The organism is Streptococcus mitis, assembly GCF_047465045.1.
GTDB lineage: Bacteria > Bacillota > Bacilli > Lactobacillales > Streptococcaceae > Streptococcus > Streptococcus mitis_DT.
The window spans coordinates 1-13,774 of record NZ_JASHAR010000028.1 but is presented as its reverse complement, the minus strand read 5'-3'; the positions used below and the strand labels follow the sequence as shown (position 1 = coordinate 13,774).

16 protein-coding genes and 1 pseudogene are annotated in these 13,774 nt (G+C 40.1%); 5 read left to right on the top strand and 12 right to left on the bottom strand.

The window, feature by feature from the left end:
- The 8 genes and pseudogenes from QM409_RS10810 to glmU form a co-directional block, all read right to left on the bottom strand.
- A pseudogene (locus QM409_RS10810) lies at positions 1-170 on the bottom strand (IS1182 family transposase); the annotation flags it as partial.
- Between the two features lie 133 nt (positions 171-303).
- Positions 304-2,067: a glycerophosphoryl diester phosphodiesterase membrane domain-containing protein gene (locus tag QM409_RS10405; protein ID WP_414305683.1), complete on the bottom strand. Its 1,764-nt coding sequence runs from the start codon at positions 2,065-2,067 to the stop codon at positions 304-306.
- Positions 2,068-2,075: 8 nt separating this feature from the next.
- Entirely contained in the window at positions 2,076-2,666 is a 591-nt protein-coding gene (locus QM409_RS10400; RefSeq protein WP_150922352.1) for a 3'-5' exonuclease, read from the bottom strand.
- 204 nt (positions 2,667-2,870) lie between these two features.
- Complete coding sequence (gene rocS, locus QM409_RS10395) at positions 2,871-3,362, bottom strand: chromosome segregation protein RocS (protein WP_150922351.1); 492 nt, start codon at positions 3,360-3,362, stop codon at positions 2,871-2,873.
- 76 nt (positions 3,363-3,438) lie between these two features.
- Positions 3,439-4,131, bottom strand: a complete 693-nt coding sequence (locus tag QM409_RS10390; RefSeq protein WP_414305684.1) for a 5'-methylthioadenosine/adenosylhomocysteine nucleosidase — start codon at positions 4,129-4,131, stop codon at positions 3,439-3,441.
- Between the two features lie 16 nt (positions 4,132-4,147).
- Positions 4,148-4,459, bottom strand: coding sequence for a cell wall synthase accessory phosphoprotein MacP (gene macP, locus QM409_RS10385; RefSeq protein ID WP_000517861.1), 312 nt, complete (start codon positions 4,457-4,459; stop codon positions 4,148-4,150).
- 11 nt (positions 4,460-4,470) lie between these two features.
- A complete protein-coding gene (locus tag QM409_RS10380) occupies positions 4,471-5,016 on the bottom strand; it encodes an NUDIX hydrolase (protein ID WP_414305685.1) in 546 nt (181 codons plus the stop codon).
- Positions 5,017-5,025: 9 nt separating this feature from the next.
- Complete coding sequence (gene glmU, locus QM409_RS10375; protein ID WP_084930169.1) at positions 5,026-6,405, bottom strand: bifunctional UDP-N-acetylglucosamine diphosphorylase/glucosamine-1-phosphate N-acetyltransferase GlmU; 1,380 nt, start codon at positions 6,403-6,405, stop codon at positions 5,026-5,028.
- A gap of 154 nt (positions 6,406-6,559) precedes the next feature.
- On the opposite strand from glmU, the gene QM409_RS10370 reads away from it, so the two are divergent.
- The 5 genes from QM409_RS10370 (at position 6,560) to lysS (ending at position 11,024) form a co-directional block, all read left to right on the top strand.
- Entirely contained in the window at positions 6,560-7,360 is an 801-nt protein-coding gene (locus QM409_RS10370) for a glycoside hydrolase family 25 protein (protein ID WP_049544045.1), read from the top strand.
- 94 nt (positions 7,361-7,454) lie between these two features.
- A complete protein-coding gene (locus tag QM409_RS10365) occupies positions 7,455-8,297 on the top strand; it encodes a DUF368 domain-containing protein (protein ID WP_150922347.1) in 843 nt (280 codons plus the stop codon).
- A complete protein-coding gene (locus QM409_RS10360) occupies positions 8,297-8,782 on the top strand; it encodes an aminoacyl-tRNA deacylase (RefSeq protein ID WP_150922346.1) in 486 nt (161 codons plus the stop codon). The genes QM409_RS10365 and QM409_RS10360 overlap by 1 nt, the downstream gene beginning before the upstream one ends.
- The gene (locus tag QM409_RS10355; protein WP_150922345.1) at positions 8,779-9,396 is read left to right on the top strand and encodes a histidine phosphatase family protein; all 618 of its coding nucleotides are present in this window, start codon (positions 8,779-8,781) and stop codon (positions 9,394-9,396) included. Before QM409_RS10360 ends, QM409_RS10355 begins: the two co-directional genes overlap by 4 nt.
- Before the next feature lie 137 nt (positions 9,397-9,533).
- On the top strand, positions 9,534-11,024 hold the full coding sequence (lysS, locus tag QM409_RS10350; protein ID WP_020901741.1) for a lysine--tRNA ligase: 1,491 nt from the start codon (positions 9,534-9,536) through the stop codon (positions 11,022-11,024).
- A 61-nt stretch (positions 11,025-11,085) separates the two neighbouring features.
- Here lysS and QM409_RS10345 read toward each other — a convergent pair whose 3' ends face one another.
- The 4 genes from QM409_RS10345 to QM409_RS10330 all read right to left on the bottom strand — a co-directional run.
- The gene (locus QM409_RS10345; RefSeq protein ID WP_414305686.1) at positions 11,086-11,925 is read right to left on the bottom strand and encodes an amino acid ABC transporter substrate-binding protein; all 840 of its coding nucleotides are present in this window, start codon (positions 11,923-11,925) and stop codon (positions 11,086-11,088) included.
- A 9-nt stretch (positions 11,926-11,934) separates the two neighbouring features.
- Positions 11,935-12,564, bottom strand: coding sequence for an amino acid ABC transporter ATP-binding protein (locus QM409_RS10340; RefSeq protein ID WP_414305687.1), 630 nt, complete (start codon positions 12,562-12,564; stop codon positions 11,935-11,937).
- A 9-nt stretch (positions 12,565-12,573) separates the two neighbouring features.
- Positions 12,574-13,215 carry an amino acid ABC transporter permease gene (locus QM409_RS10335; protein ID WP_414305688.1) on the bottom strand — a complete coding sequence of 214 codons (642 nt, stop codon included), beginning with the start codon at positions 13,213-13,215 and terminating at the stop codon, positions 12,574-12,576.
- A gap of 230 nt (positions 13,216-13,445) precedes the next feature.
- Positions 13,446-13,774, bottom strand: a 329-nt coding sequence (locus tag QM409_RS10330; RefSeq protein ID WP_414305689.1) for a transposase, incomplete at its 5' end; no start/stop codon positions are given.

Sequence of the window (13,774 nt, the reverse complement as noted above, 5' to 3'; positions counted from 1 at the left end):
ATTTTAGGGTGATAAGATGGGCGACCAAAGGCATGATAGAAGGCGTGAAAATGACAATCCTCCAAGGTATTTACCACTTTTTCAATAGTAAAGACGAGATGGTCTTGTGGCAAGAAGGAACTGATTTCTAGTGGTAAAGTTGTTTGATTTGTGTTATAGTGAATATGCATGGGATAGCCTTTCTGAATGGTTTATTGGGCAATTCTATTTTACCAAGACTATCGTAACCATCCAAAAAAGCAACGGCAAATCCGTTGCTTTTTTTGGAAATAAGGGACTATTGTCCCAGACTCTTTTTTATTACTAAAAATTAAAGAATTCTATTGCCTGTTTAAACAGTAAATCCGTGTACTCTGGGTCTTCTTGGGCAATGGTAACTTGCTCTTGAACCATTTCCAAGTCATCAGTTATCATGCCATCAGCTCCTAGCTGAACAGATTTATCAAAGGACTCTGAACTATTGATGGTCCACACATACAATTTCTGATCCGTATTCCAAAGCTTGTTGACAAAATTTTCATCTAAAGTTGAATACTCCATGGTGTAGCCTGTGGCTTTCGTTCTTGGGAAAATACTATTATAAGGTAGGATGAAATAGACTGGAATTTGTGAATCGTAGGCCAACACCTGGTCAATCACATGATAGTCCAAGGACTGCATTTGGTGGCCATTCTGCTTAATGATGGCTCCATATTTGTCCATAAAGCGTTTCATCATATCTGGACTATCTTTTCGACTGGTTTTAATTTCAATGAGGAGTTTTTGATGCAATTCATTGGCTTTGTTGAGATAATCATCAAAACTAGACACCTTACTATGATAGCCGTTTTCCGAAATATCAAGTTTGGTTAATTCATCTAAGGTTAAATCTTGAGGATTGGCATTAACACCTGTCAAATGCTTGATATTAGCATCATGCATCATGACAAACTGACCGTCTTTTGTTTCCTGAACATCCGTCTCAACAAAGTCTGGCTCTAGCTGAGCTGTCCTTTCTAGCGATTGGACGGTATTTTGGACACCATTTTTATCTGAAACACCGCGATGAGAGATAATCAAGGGTCTATGTGCTACTGGCGCTTCCAAATAAACATATCCCTCAAGAGCGAAAAAGATGCCGGCACAGCCCATCACTCCCCATCTCATCCAGTGGTCTTTCTTTCTCCTTGGTGTGATTTCTAGTTCTTCCCCTGTTAAAAAGGAAACAAACTTAATAAGGAAATAGGTCAAGGCCATATAGTGGAAATTCTTAATCAAGACAAAATTAATGATTCCTAATACAAGAGATTCCTTATGGGTTAATCCATCCATCAATACCTGACTTGCTAAGATTGGAATCAAGAGAAGAATGAAAAATAGATACGTTTTGACGATAATCCAAAGCAAGTTCCAAATATAAAACCAAGATTGCCTTTTGGTCTTCTCTAGACTGTATTCGACTGCTTCTTTGACTGTTTTCTTCTCAAACAAAAGCTGGGGTAGGGCAAACATCAAACGTACTGAAATGTAAAACAGCAGCAAGGCTAGAACAGTGATTACCAAACCGACCAACCAATACTTATCTTCTACATAGGCTACTATGAATTCCGGAATGACGATTTTATTGAGGTAATAAATCTTTAAAATCTTTCGAATTAATGGAAAGAGCATCATTACATAAAAGAAAATAAAGGCCATTTTGGAAATCGTCACTTGCTTCATAAACAAGAAACTTTGACGAAAGACCTTGCGACTGTACTCCAGCAAAGTTCTCTTTTCATGATAGAGGAGGTGTCGAGCTCCGATAAAGAGGAGTCCTATCTGGTAATAGGCGATTAGTAAATTAACGATTACCAGAACAAATAAAGCAAGACTAACAAAGGGAGAACCCTTTATAATGGCAAAAAAATTGTTGTAGGAAAGAAAAAGATAACCTGTCTGACGGAGCAACAGTCCAGCAATCCAAGAATTAAGTGGCAACCAGACAAACTCAATCATCATAAATATCAAGAAAAAGAGGAAGAGTATTTTATCTAGATTAAAGTATATCTGCTTAAAACCTAGATTTTTAGATTTTTCAGGTTTCATAGGCACTCCTAGTCAAATAATTGAGACAAGTCCAAGCCTCCAAAAGGATTGTTTGATAGGCTACTTTCTGTCTCTAACAATTCTCTAGCTAGATCTGACTCTAAGAAGGACTCGTAAACACGCGCCGTCATACGAGCATCCTCCAAGCTATTATGAGACTGACCTTGAAATCCAAGAAATGAGGCAACTGTTTGCAATTTGAGATTGGCAATACCATGTAAATCAGAACTCCGACGTTCAAAGGCTTCATCATACAAATCCACCTTGTACTGCTGGCTGTAGTCTAAACCATGATCCGCTAAAATAGGCAAATCACTTTTAGCAGCGTTGTAACCTACCATTGGCAAAGAACCCACAAACTCTTGGAAATCTTTTATGACTTTCTCCACTGGAGGAGCATCTTTTAAGGTCTCAGCTGTAATTCCAGTCAATCCATTGATAAAGCTTTTTAGAGGAACGCTGGTATGGACATAGGAATCATAGGCATCGATTTCCTGACCATCTCTAAAACGCACTGCCGATACTTGAATTAGGTGTGTTTGCCCTTCATGCTGATTAAATTCTAAATCAAAAGCAATGTAATCTTCTAATCGTTCCATTTTCTACCTCTCCTATACTGTTATTTTATACTCTTCGAAAATCAAATTCAAACCACGTCAACGTCGCCTTGCCGTACTCAAGTACAGCCTGCGGCTAGTTTCCTAGTTTGCTCTTTGATTTTCATTGAGTATTACTTGAGCAACTATACTATTTAGAAACAAAAGAAGCCATCAGGTTAGCATTTAACCTAAACAGCTCCTTGATTATCCTCCAAATAAACGAGCAAAAAAGCCTTTCTTAGTGAATTGGACTTCTTCTTTTGCTTGGTCCAGCTCTAGCTTAAGATTTTCTTGATCCTTCATGGCTTGAAGGGTCAATTGTTGCTGCTGATCGAGTTGTTTGTCTTTCTCAGCAATCTGACGGTCTTTGATACGCATCTGCTCGTCTTTTTCTGATAACTGACGATCCTTGGCTTTTAATTGTTCATAAAGACGCAGAATTTCTGCATTCTTCTCATCGACCAGAATCTCCATCAGTTCACGCTGCTTGACATCTTCACTGACAGGCTCATCTTCAAAAATCGTTTTTTTATAGATTTCTTCTAGCTTAATCAAGCCACTTCTGGTAACTACCGTTACCCCTTTGTCATTTTTATCTGTGTCTTCTTCTGGTAATTCTTTGACACGGTTATTGATTGCTTGGCGAGATAATCCTAAGACCTCTGCAATCTCACTGACGGTCATTTCAATACTCATAATATCCTCTGAAACGTTTTCTAGCTTTTCTTTACTTAAATCTTATCATAAGCTAGATAAACTGTCAAATTTCCGCTTAATCTAAGGCCTTCAAAAAGGTTAATAAGACTTGGGCAGAGCGACGTCCAGCTTCGATAATAAACTCATCAAAAGAGATGTTTGCTTCATGGTTGGCATTGTCACTCATAGCTCGGATAACTAAGACTGGAAGATTAAGGGCATGCGCCGCCTGAGCAATAGCTGCTCCCTCCATCTCAACTGCTAAAACTTCTGGGAAATGGGACTTAATCGCTTCTATCTTGTCATTTCCTGCAACAAAACTATCTCCTGTAGCAATCAAACCAAGATGCCAGCTCTGGTCCAATTGAGATAGACTCTCTTGAATTTTAGCAACAAAGGTTTTATCTGATTCGAAATAAAGCGGTTGTTGCGCCATTTGTCCATAAGCATAGCCAAAAGCTGTAACATCCACGTCATGATAGGCTAATTTATCAGCAATCACAACATCTCCAACAGCAATACCCTCTGCTACTGCTCCAGCAGATCCCGTGTTAATCAAAGCATCCACTTGGAAATGATCAGCCAAAATCGCCACACTCATAGCAGACATGACCTTACCGATTCCACTTTCTACAAGAACGACTTCATGAGAGGCAATGGTTCCTGTGTGATAGGTATTCCCTAAAACAACTTGCTCCTGGGCATTGTCTAAATGCTGGACCAGATACGCCAGTTCTTCTGGCATAGCCGCAATAATTCCTATTTTCATTTCAATTCCTTTTCTATTACAAAAGTTTCATTGCTAAGACAAGCAAAATCAAGAGAAAGATGACAGCGAATAAGATTTTATTCAACTTAGAATTGAAGACATTTCTCTTGGTATTTTCAATGCGACGGCTTTTATGAATAGAGGGTTCGACCTGAATCTTCAAGGTTTCCTGGCTAAAACCATGATCCTTAGGATTGGCATAACCAAAACGGGAAGAAGAGGTTGGTAAAATCTTGGTTTCCTCGTCATCAAGCAAAGGGGGACCCGAAATTTTTTCGCCTCTATTAGCTCTTTCAATCATTTCATCCGTTAATAAAGGTTTACCCATACTGACCTCCTCTATTTTTTGTTCAATTCCCAATACTGAATAGCCATAATTGTCTTGGCATCACATATATGACCTGATTGGATTAATTCCTTGGCTTCTTCTAAGTTCACTTCAAGGACTTCTAAGGTTTCATCTTCATCCTGCGGGCGCGGATTTTCTACCTTTGTCAAACCGCTAGCTAGGTATAGTTTTAATTTTTCATTACAAAAGCCAATGGCTGAGTAAAAATCGTACAAGAGTTCTAATTTCCCTGTATAGGCTGTTTCTTCCTCTAATTCACGAAGTGCTGCTGCGACAGGGTCTGTGTTTTCTCCTACTTCCAACTTTCCGGCTGGAATTTCGTAAGAGACAGTCTCGATAGCTTTGCGGTACTGCTTGACCAAGATGAGTTTTTGTTCATCCGTTACTGCTAAAACACAGACAGCCCCATTGTGGAAAATCAAATCACGTTGGGCAATTCCCTTACCTTCTGGTAATTCAACCTGATCTTGAACCAGTTTAAAAATTGGTCCTTGATAGATTTCTTTTCGGCTAAGCGTTTTTTCTTCAAATTCCATGACAGACTCCTACTGATTCTTAGGATGATGAGGAAGGCGAGTTGCATATTCGTCTTTGTTAACCTGACGACCGCGTCCAATGGCAATCGCATCTGCTGGAACGTCTTTGGTAATCGTTGAGCCAGCACCAACGAGGGAATTGTCACCAAGTTCTACTGGCGCAATAATGGTTGAGTTTGAACCAACAAAGACATTGTTTCCAATGACTGTCTTGTATTTGTTTTTGCCGTCATAGTTGACTGTAATGGTTCCAGCACCAAAGTTAACATGGCTACCCACTTCACAGTTTCCGATATAAGTCAAATGACCAGCCTTAGTATTCTCGCCGATAGAAGAACCTTTCACCTCAACAAAGTTACCAATATGAACTTGGGCACCCAGACTTGAACCTGGACGAATGTGGGCGTAAGGACCGACTGTTACGCCGTCTGCAACACTGCTTTCCTCAATCATAGAATTGGTAATGACAGCTCCTGCTCCAATAGTGCTGTCCACTACATAAGTACCATTTGTCAAAACAGTCTCAGCACCAATTTTCGTTTGCCCTTTCAAGGTAACATTGGCTTCAATTTGAACTTCAGGAGCAATCTCAACATCAATATCGATATAAGTTGCTTCTGGGTTGACAAAGCTAACACCGTTGACCATGTGTTGGTGATTGATGCGGCGACGCATAACCGACTCAGCAGTCGCAAGAGCCACACGGTCATTTACCCCAAGACTTTCATCAAAATCTTTCAAAGTATAAGCGCCAACTTTTTCACCAGCTTCACGGAAAATGCCAATGACATCTGTAATATAGTATTCGCCTTGAGCGTTATTGGTATTGATATTTTTCAAAGCCTCAAACAAACGCTCGTTATCAAAGACGTAAGTTCCAGTGTTGATTTCCTTGATTTGTTTTTCAAAATCTGTAGCATCCTTCTGCTCAACAATGCGAAGAACTTCAGCATTGTCATTACGCACAATTCGTCCATAGCCAAAAGGATTATCCGTTTCAGCAGTCAAGATAGTCGCCACATTTTTATGATTGATGTGAAAATCAATCAAGTTTTTCAAACTTTCACCAGTGATTAAAGGAGTATCTCCTGCAATAACCAAGGTGTGACCTGACAAACCTTCTAAGATAGGCTCTGTCATCATAACTGCATGTCCAGTCCCTAACTGTTCAGATTGAGTCACAAATTCTGTCTGTCCAGCCAAGACCTGCTCAACCAATTCTGCCTTGTGTCCTACAACTGTTACTGTCTTTTCAGGTTGGATAGCTCCCACACTACGGAAAACATGTTCCAACATAGAAATACCCGCAACCTTGTGCAAAACTTTTGGCAAATCAGATTTCATGCGAGTCCCTTTACCCGCTGCTAAAATAATGGCATAATTTGACATAATCTTCTCTTTTCTCTAGAAATTCCCTTTTATTATACCATATTTCAAATCATTCCGCGCTCTTGAATGAAAAAATGCTCTAAAGTCCTTTCTTAACCCATTTTTTGAGTATTTTTTTTGATTTTTTTTCATTTTTAAGGTAAAATTATGGAATATGAGAAAGAAAATTAATCCGCTTATTTTATTTGGTTTTTTTGGGATTATGATTTTCATTTTAATCCTGAATCGCCCTCGTTTTGAGGACCATCCTGTAAAAACAAAGTCAAATATCGCGCAAGTAGAAACGCAAGCGCTACACAATATAGATAAACCGGTAATTGATGTTTCTGGTTGGCAACGTCCTGAGGAAATAAATTACGATACTCTGTCCCAAAACATTTCTGGAGCTATCGTTCGTGTACATAGTGGCGCTCAGTCTTTAAAAGAAAACGATGCTTCCTTTGTTAATGGGGTAGATAAGGCCTTTAAAACCCATATTACCGAGTTTCAAAAACGAAATGTCCCAGTTGGTGTCTATGCCTTTGTAGCTGGAAAAAGTGTCCAAGAAATGGAAAAGGCTGCTGAAGTTTTTTATAACGCTTCATCGCCATACAGCCCTAGTTACTATTGGCTAGACGTGGAAGATAAAACCATGTCCAATATGAACGAAGGTGTTGAAGCCTTTCGAGCAAAACTAGAATCACTAGGTGCTAAAAATATCGGAATCTACGTCGGGGTCTACTTCATGGAAGAACACAGTATTGATACAGACAAGTTTACGTCTGTTTGGATTCCTTCCTATGGTTCTGACTCAGGATTTTACGAAGCTACTCCTAAGACTGATTTAGATTACGACATTCACCAATACACATCTAAAGGAAAAATTGCTGGCTTTGACCACGATTTGGATATCAACGTCATTTCTTCCTTAAAAAACAAAGAAGAAACCTTTAGAAAAATCTTTTTAAAACCTTAAAAGCATTTGTTTATCATTTGCTTTTTCTTTTTGTGTTTGATTGTGATACAATATAGTAAGGATTTTTTGAAATAGAAATAGTTGGAGGAACAATATGCTCTCATGGTTAGCACGTGTTATTAAAGGGATTGTCATTGCTCTTGGATTTATCTTACCGGGAATTTCCGGAGGGGTTCTAGCAGCAATCTTAGGAATTTATGAACGAATGATTGGCTTTCTGGCCCATCCCTTTAAGGACTTTAAAGAAAATGTTTTGTACTTTATTCCAGTTGCCTTCGGTATGCTTCTGGGAATCGGCTTATTTTCCTACCCGATTGAATACCTGCTTGAAAATTATCAGGTCTTTGTCTTATGGAGCTTTGCGGGTGCTATCATCGGTACAGTTCCTAGCCTCCTCAAAGAATCAACTCGAGAATCTGACCGAGACAAGATTGATTTAGCTTGGTTCTGGGCAACCTTTATCATTTCTGGACTAGGTCTCTATGCCTTAAATTTTGTAGTTGGAACCTTAAGCGCCAGCTTTCTTAACTTCATCCTAGCAGGCGCACTATTGGCCCTTGGTGTATTGGTTCCTGGCCTCAGTCCATCAAATCTACTTTTGATTTTGGGGCTCTATGCTCCGATGTTGACTGGTTTTAAAACCTTTGACCTCTTGGGAACCTTCTTCCCGATTGGAATCGGAGCAGGCGCAACTCTCATTATTTTTTCAAAATTGATGGATTATGCCTTAAATAACTACCACTCACGCGTCTATCATTTCATCATCGGTATCGTCCTATCAAGTACTCTTTTGATTTTGATTCCAAATGCAGGAAACGCTGAAAGTATCCAATACACTGGTATTTCTCTTGTTGGGTATGTCATCATCGCCTTCTTCTTTGCACTTGGAATCTGGCTTGGTATTTGGATGAGCCAATTGGAGGATAAGTATAAATAATGGCAAAAAAAGTTAAAATCAAAAAAACATTGGTAGAACAAATTCTGTCTAAAGCAGGTATCCCACATCAGGGGATTCAAATCAATGCCCTAGAAGGAGAGCTTCCTCAAGGTTATGAACGAGATCAGATTTTCAAAACCTTGGCTCTTTTGGGAGATAAGACCGGACCGATTATCGGAATTGTCCCTATCACCCAACACTTGTCTGAAAAGAAACTAGCCAAAATTTCTGGCAATAAAAAAGTGAGCATGATTCCACAAAAGGACTTGGAAAAAACAACTGGTTACATTCATGGAGCAAATAATCCTGTCGGCATTCGTCAGAAACACAATTATCCCATTTTTATCGATAGAATTGCTCTAGACTTGGATCAAATGATTGTCTCTGCTGGGGAAGTTGGTCACAGCATTATCGTCGCTCCACAAGACTTGGCTAGCTTTGTAAAAGCTGACTTTGCAGATATCTTGGAGGGCAGCCAAGAATGAAGCTCTACTTTGTCCGCCACGGTCGTACCCTCTGGAACCAAGAAGGTCGTTTTCAAGGTGCTAGTGGAGATTCTCCCCTTCTTCCTGAATCCACTGACACCCTAAAACGACTTGGCCAGTATCTCAAGGATGTTCCTTTCGGTCAGATTTATTCAAGTGATTTACCTCGAGCGGTCAGATCTGCTGAAATTATCCAAAGTCAACTCCAGACGCCCTGTCCTTTAGAAAGTGTTCCTAATCTCCGTGAATGGCAGCTGGGGAAGTTGGAAGGTTTGAAAATTGCAACCTTGGAATCTATTTACCCGCAACAAATCAAAGCTTTCCGATCTAACCTTGCTCAATTTGACACTCAAATGTTTGGAGCAGAGTCCCTCTATAGCACCACGCAACGGACCATCCAATTTATCAAATCATTAAAAGATAGTCCAGCTGAGCGTATTCTAATTGTCGGACACGGCGCCAATCTTACTGCCAGTCTTCGTACTCTTCTAGGTTATAAAGAACCACTTCTTCGTAAAGATGGAGGTCTAGCAAATGCCAGCCTGACCATTCTAGAAACCCATGATTTTGAAACATTTACTCTCAATACTTGGAATGATACTTCCTATCAATAACAGAACTTGATTGTAGCGTCAAGTTCTTTTTAGTTTTGAAAGATTATTCGTGAATTTCTTGGTTATTTATGATAAAATGGGAGTGTCGCAAAAAATGACTCATCGTATTCAATTTTGAGTAAAACTAGGAGGATCCCATGTCAACAGAACATATGGAAGAACTAAATGACCAGCAGATCGTTCGCCGTGAAAAAATGGCTGCGCTCCGTGAACAAGGAATTGATCCTTTCGGAAAACGTTTTGAACGCACCGCAAATTCACAAGAATTAAAAGATAAATTTGCTGACCTCGATAAAGAACAATTACATGATAAAAACGAAACAGCTACTATCGCAGGACGCTTGGTAACCAAACGTGGTAAAGGTAAAGTAGGTTTTGCCCACCTTCAAGACCGCGAAGGGCAGATTCAAATCTACGTTCGTAAGGATGCTGTCGGTGAAGAAAACTACGAAATCTTCAAAAAAGCAGACCTTGGTGACTTCCTTGGTGTTGAAGGCGAAGTGATGCGTACAGATATGGGAGAACTCTCTATCAAGGCTACTCACATCACACACTTGTCTAAGGCTCTTCGTCCTCTACCAGAGAAATTCCATGGTTTGACAGATGTTGAAACAATTTACCGTAAACGTTACCTTGACTTGATTTCTAACCGTGAAAGCTTTGAACGCTTTGTCACTCGTTCAAAAATCATCTCTGAAATTCGTCGTTACCTTGACCAAAAAGGTTTCCTTGAAGTGGAAACACCTGTTCTTCACAATGAAGCTGGTGGTGCTGCTGCCCGTCCATTTATCACTCACCACAATGCCCAAAACATTGACATGGTGCTTCGTATCGCGACTGAGCTTCACTTGAAACGCCTTATCGTTGGTGGTATGGAGCGTGTCTATGAAATTGGCCGTATCTTCCGTAACGAAGGGATGGATGCTACTCACAACCCTGAGTTCACTTCTATCGAAGTTTACCAAGCTTATGCTGACTTCCAAGATATCATGGACTTGACGGAAGGCATTATCCAACATGCTGCTAAATCAGTCAAAGGCGATGGCCCAGTTAACTATCAAGGTACTGAAATCAAAATCAATGAACCATTTAAACGTGTTCACATGGTGGATGCTATCAAAGAAATTACTGGTGTCGATTTCTGGCAAGACATGACTTTCGAGGAAGCCAAAGCTATCGCTGCTGAGAAGAAAGTTCCAGTTGAGAAACACTACACTGAGGTTGGTCACATCATCAATGCCTTCTTTGAAGAGTTTGTTGAAGAAACTTTAATCCAACCTACCTTTGTCTATGGACATCCAGTAGCTGTATCTCCACTTGCTAAGAAGAATCCTGAAGACGAACGCTTTACTGACCGTTTCGAGCTCTTCATCATGACTAAGGAGTACGGTAATGCCTTTACTGAGCTCAACGACCCAATCGATCAGCTTAGCCGTTTCGAAGCCCAAGCTAAAGCCAAAGAACTTGGTGATGATGAAGCGACAGGAATCGACTATGACTACATTGAAGCTCTTGAATACGGTATGCCACCAACAGGTGGTTTGGGAATTGGTATCGACCGTCTCTGCATGCTTCTCACTGATACAACTACTATTCGTGACGTATTGCTCTTCCCAACAATGAAATAAACTCTTATCCTCTGGTTCTTGCCAGGGGATTTTTTGATGCAAAAAGAGACTGAGCAAAAACTCAATCTCTACTTTTCACTTCTTTTGTTGCCACATCTTCTCCAAACCATTTTTGGCTGATTTCCTGGAACTTTCCTTCTTGGTATAGTTCGATAAAGGCTTGGTTTAAAGCTTGCAGTAATCTTTTGTCTGCTGGTCTTACTCCGACTGCAAAAGATTCACTTTCAAATCCTGCTGGAAAAACATTGTAATCATTTAATATACCCTCAGACTGGAGATAGTAATTAGCATACACTCGGTCAATCAACAAGGCATCAATCCTGTCATTCTTCAAATCAATCAAGGCTTCATTGAAACTCTGGTATTGATTGGCCTTCTTGTCTTTGACACGATTTTTCAATAAATCTGGCTGAGCTTCAAAGTCTAAATAACCAGAGGAACCGGCTTGGGCTCCCAAGATCTTATCCTTCATATCCTCTACTGAATGAATCTGCTGGCTTTTCTTCGCAACCAAAACTTGCTGATTTTCCATATATGGAATGCTAAAGGCAACTTTCTCTCGGCGTTCATCAGTGGCAGAATAGCCATTCCAGATGGCGTCTATGGTTCCATTTTGCAGTTCCGTCTCCTTCATATCCCAGTCGATTGGTTGAAATTGAACCTTAAAACCTAATTTTTCAGAGACAGCTTGTGCTAAGTCGATATCAAAGCCTGTATATTGGCCATTCTTTTCTTCAAATCCCATAGGTACGAAGGTATTATCAAAACCAATGGTTATACTCCCCTGCTCTTGATACTTATCCCAGTTATCCTGCTTTGGATCGCTAGCCTTCTGAGTACAGGCCGTTAAAAAGAGAGTCAGGAGCGAAACCAATACTAAAGCAATTTTCTTATTAGTCATCGGCACCTCCTACTTGGGCTCAACCTTGAGAATCTGATCTGCGATATTTTCAGCGAACTGTAAATCGTGGGTAACGACAATCTGCGTCATCCCAAGTTCCCTATTTTGCAAGATCAGTTTTTCCACTTCCAAGCGTAATTCTGGATCTAGGGCCGAAGTTGGTTCATCGTAGCCAATGATTTCTGGGTCAATCATCATAGCACGCGCCAAGGCCACCCGCTGCTTTTGTCCACCTGATAGTGAAAATGGATAGGCATCTGCATGTCCTGCCAGTCCTAATTGTTCCAAAAGACCTCGCGCCTTCTGCTCAGCCTCATCCTGCTTCATTCCCATGGTTTTTACAGGAGATAAGGTCAAATTGTCTAAAACTGATAAATGAGGGAAAAGTTGAAAATCTTGAAATACAAATCCCAGTAGATTCCGCTTCTCCAGTTCATCCAATTCTAAAGATTCTCCATTATAAAAGATTTGTCCTGAATCAATGGTTTCAAGACCTGCAAGCATGCGTAAGAGAGTTGTCTTACCTCCACCAGAAGGTCCAACGATAGCCAGGATTTGCTTTTCAGGAATTTTTAGACTGAAATTAGATAAAATTTGCTTTTCACCAAAGCCTTTATTGATATTTCGTAATTCTAACATGGCAGTCTCCTATCTATAGTAACTGTACTTCTTCTCAACTTTTTTGGAAAGAATAGTCACAATCCCAATCAAAATCAAGTAAATGGCTCCTGCCAAGAACATAGGAACTAGACTAGCATCACGGTTGGCAGCTGTGCGACTAGCCAAGATAAGGTCTGAAATTCCTAGAGCATAGACCAGAGAGGTATCCTTTACCAAACTCATGACTTCATTAAAGACACTAGGAAGAACAATTTTGGTCACCTGAGGCAAAATAATATAGCGAACTGTGACAAAGGGACTGAACTTCAAGACCTTAGCAGCTTCATATTGACCTTTAGGGATAGTATCAATCCCCCCACGGAAGATTTCAGCAAAGTAAGCCGCATAATTGAGAACAAAGGCAATGATAGCCGCAGGAAGACGGTCCAAACGAATCCCAATACTTGGAAGCACATAATAAATAAAAATCAATTGCAAGAGCAAGGGCGTCCCCCGCATAATCCAGATATAAATGTTAATCAGATGATGGAGGAGCTTCCAATGGACTTGCAATGCAAAGGCAATCAAAACGCCCAAGGGAATAGAAAAAATCAAGACCAGTGCAAAAACCTGCAAAGTCATGCTTGCACCGCTCAATAAACTCGGTAATATCTCAAACAAATAAGACATACTGCACCTCCTAAAAATAATTGTTCCTATTATAGCATAAATAAACAAAACTTCCAAGGATTTTTGCAAAAAAATTCTCTTTTAAAAAGAAAAACTATACCTATCAATCATGACCACCCGTCTAACGGGTGGTTTGTCCCAGGGCTATAAGCCCAAATTACCATAACCTGGGACAAAATAGTTCTTAACCACAAAAAGCTAGAGATTTCCAATAGCGGAACTCTAGCTTTTTAATTTTGAGTCGTTCTCTTATTGTATTTGAGGAGGTTATTGGCCATAAGTATCAATCCCATGTCAATTCTCACTTGATGCTTCCCTCTCAGATTCCATCTCTTGTAACCCAAACCAGCCTTTATCTGCCCAAAGACAGGTTCCACCTCAATCTTGCGTTGAGCGAAAATCTGTCTACCTTCGGGAGATAAAAGCGTCTGACATTCTTTAGTTTTTAAGTGCTGATAGCGTTCATTAATATACAGTCCCTTTTGAGGAGCTGATTCAGGTTCATCGGCGTAGTAAACCTTGATTTCCTGTTGAAAGTCCGTCTGTGTTTTCTGATATT

Coding starts and splice junctions, on each gene's coding strand:
- QM409_RS10405 (WP_414305683.1), bottom strand. CDS start 2,067: ATGAAACCTGAAAAATCTAAAAATCTAGGTTTTAAGCAGATATACTTT.
- QM409_RS10400 (WP_150922352.1), bottom strand. CDS start 2,666: ATGGAACGATTAGAAGATTACATTGCTTTTGATTTAGAATTTAATCAG.
- rocS (WP_150922351.1), bottom strand. CDS start 3,362: ATGAGTATTGAAATGACCGTCAGTGAGATTGCAGAGGTCTTAGGATTA.
- QM409_RS10390 (WP_414305684.1), bottom strand. CDS start 4,131: ATGAAAATAGGAATTATTGCGGCTATGCCAGAAGAACTGGCGTATCTG.
- macP (WP_000517861.1), bottom strand. CDS start 4,459: ATGGGTAAACCTTTATTAACGGATGAAATGATTGAAAGAGCTAATAGA.
- QM409_RS10380 (WP_414305685.1), bottom strand. CDS start 5,016: ATGGAATTTGAAGAAAAAACGCTTAGCCGAAAAGAAATCTATCAAGGA.
- glmU (WP_084930169.1), bottom strand. CDS start 6,405: ATGTCAAATTATGCCATTATTTTAGCAGCGGGTAAAGGGACTCGCATG.
- QM409_RS10370 (WP_049544045.1), top strand. CDS start 6,560: ATGAGAAAGAAAATTAATCCGCTTATTTTATTTGGTTTTTTTGGGATT.
- QM409_RS10365 (WP_150922347.1), top strand. CDS start 7,455: ATGCTCTCATGGTTAGCACGTGTTATTAAAGGGATTGTCATTGCTCTT.
- QM409_RS10360 (WP_150922346.1), top strand. CDS start 8,297: ATGGCAAAAAAAGTTAAAATCAAAAAAACATTGGTAGAACAAATTCTG.
- QM409_RS10355 (WP_150922345.1), top strand. CDS start 8,779: ATGAAGCTCTACTTTGTCCGCCACGGTCGTACCCTCTGGAACCAAGAA.
- lysS (WP_020901741.1), top strand. CDS start 9,534: ATGTCAACAGAACATATGGAAGAACTAAATGACCAGCAGATCGTTCGC.
- QM409_RS10345 (WP_414305686.1), bottom strand. CDS start 11,925: ATGACTAATAAGAAAATTGCTTTAGTATTGGTTTCGCTCCTGACTCTC.
- QM409_RS10340 (WP_414305687.1), bottom strand. CDS start 12,564: ATGTTAGAATTACGAAATATCAATAAAGGCTTTGGTGAAAAGCAAATT.
- QM409_RS10335 (WP_414305688.1), bottom strand. CDS start 13,215: ATGTCTTATTTGTTTGAGATATTACCGAGTTTATTGAGCGGTGCAAGC.